Below are 1,752 nucleotides of genomic sequence, written 5' to 3'. Positions count from 1 at the left end.
GCCGGGGCGGGCGCCCGCCCGAGCTCGAAGACCCCGAGGTGCTGCGCTGGATCGGCCGCTTCCTGGCGCGCCTGCACCAGGTCGGCGCCCAGCGCCCCTTCACCCACCGACTGCGCCTGGACGCCAACACCCTGGGCTGGCAGGCTCACCAGTGGCTGGCCGAGCACGACACCATCCCGCTCGAAGTGCGCGAACCCTGGCTGGACACCGCCCGCCAAGCGCTGGAGCTGGTGGAAGCCGCCTTCGCCAGCATCGACGGCCTGCGCTGGCTGCGCGTGCACGGGGACTGCCACCCCGGCAACGTGCTGTGGACACCGCAAGGCCCGCACTTCGTCGACCTCGACGACGCTGGCATGGGCCCTGCCGTGCAGGACCTGTGGATGCTGGTCAGCGGCGAGCCCGACGAACGCCGCCGCCAGCTCGACGCCCTGCTCGAAGGCTACGAATCGATCGCCGAATTCGACTGGCGCGAGCTCAAGCTCATCGAGCCCCTGCGCACGCTGCGCCTGATCCACCACAGCGCGTGGCTGGCGCGCCGCTGGCATGACCCGGCCTTCCCCGCCGCCTTCCCCTGGTTCGAATCGGGCACCTACTGGCAGCAGCAGCGCGACCAGTTGCGCCAGCAGATCGACCTGATGGCCACGGCGGCCCCAGACCACGCCAGCCAGCTCGGCATCGCCAACTGGGGCCAGCAAGACGATGGCGACGCCGATGCCGACCTGAACTGGGATCGCTGACGGCGCAACAGCGCCAGTCCACCAGCCCAGCCCTGCCCTGCACCCGTTCACCCGAGGAGGCCAAATGCCCGAGACGACGAAACCGCAGACCGCCCCAGCCCCCCAGCCCGTGCTGTACGACTTCAAAATGGCGCCCAGCCCGAGGCGCGCCCGCATCCTGCTGGCCGAAAAAGGCATCGCCCACGAGACGGTGATCATCGACCTGGCAGCAGGCGAACACCTCGGCGACGCCTACCGCGCCATCAACCCGCAATGCACCGTGCCCGCGCTCAAACTGCCGGACGGCACCGTGCTGCCCGACAACCAGGCGATTGCCGCTTGGGCCGAAGCCGCGTACCCCGAGACACCCCTGCTGGGCCGCACCCCGGTGGAAAAGGGCATGGTGGCCAGCTTCGTGGCGCGCATCGAGTTCGAAGGCCTGCTGGCGGTGGCCGAGGCCTTTCGCAACACGCACCCTGCGATGAAAGATCGTGCCCTCACCGGTGCCGCCAACGTGCCGCAAATCCCCGAGCTGGGCAGCCGCGGCCAGGCCAGGGCCATGCGCTTCTTCGGCGAACTCGACGCCCACCTGAGTGACCGCGACTTCATCTGTTGCGACCACTTCACCTGGGCCGACATCACCGCCGTGGTGCTGACCGACTTCGCTCGCGTCATCGGGTTCAAACCAGGCGAACAACACCCGAACCTGCTGCGCTGGCGCACCGCGCTGGCCGAACGCCCCTCGCTCAAGGCCTGAGCCTGAGCCTGCCCTCGCTCGCGCTCAAGCTCACGCCATCAAGCCACAGAAGGAGTCCTCCGATGATCGACCTCTACACCGCCGCCACGCCCAACGGCCACAAGGCCTCCGTCGCGCTCGAAGAGCTGGGCCTGCCCTACACCGTGCACCCCATCAACCTGGCCAGCAACGAGCAGAAGCAACCCTGGTTCCTGGCCATCAACCCCAACGGCCGCATCCCGGCCATCATCGACCGCGAGGCCGACGACTTCGCGGTCTTCGAGTCGGGCGCCATCCTCA

Annotated in this window: 3 protein-coding genes; all 3 read left to right on the top strand. The window is 69.1% G+C overall.

All coding sequences use genetic code 11. From position 1 onward, the window contains the following. A partial coding sequence (locus B2W70_RS10505) for a serine/threonine protein kinase (RefSeq protein WP_286745531.1) occupies nucleotides 1–737 on the top strand: 737 nt, incomplete at its 5' end. A 64-nt stretch (nucleotides 738–801) separates the two neighbouring features. Next, nucleotides 802–1,473 (top strand): glutathione S-transferase family protein, encoded by a 672-nt coding sequence (locus B2W70_RS10500; protein WP_286745529.1) that lies wholly within the window; start codon nucleotides 802–804, stop codon nucleotides 1,471–1,473. 62 nt (nucleotides 1,474–1,535) lie between these two features. Continuing rightward, nucleotides 1,536–1,752: glutathione S-transferase N-terminal domain-containing protein (locus tag B2W70_RS10495; protein WP_286745528.1), on the top strand; the 217-nt coding region annotated here is incomplete at its 3' end.

The organism is Aquabacterium sp. UBA2148, assembly GCF_002328915.1.
Lineage (GTDB): Bacteria > Pseudomonadota > Gammaproteobacteria > Burkholderiales > Burkholderiaceae_C > Aquabacterium > Aquabacterium parvum.
The sequence above is the reverse complement of the archived record's forward strand: the minus strand, read 5'-3'. Positions and strand labels throughout refer to the sequence as shown.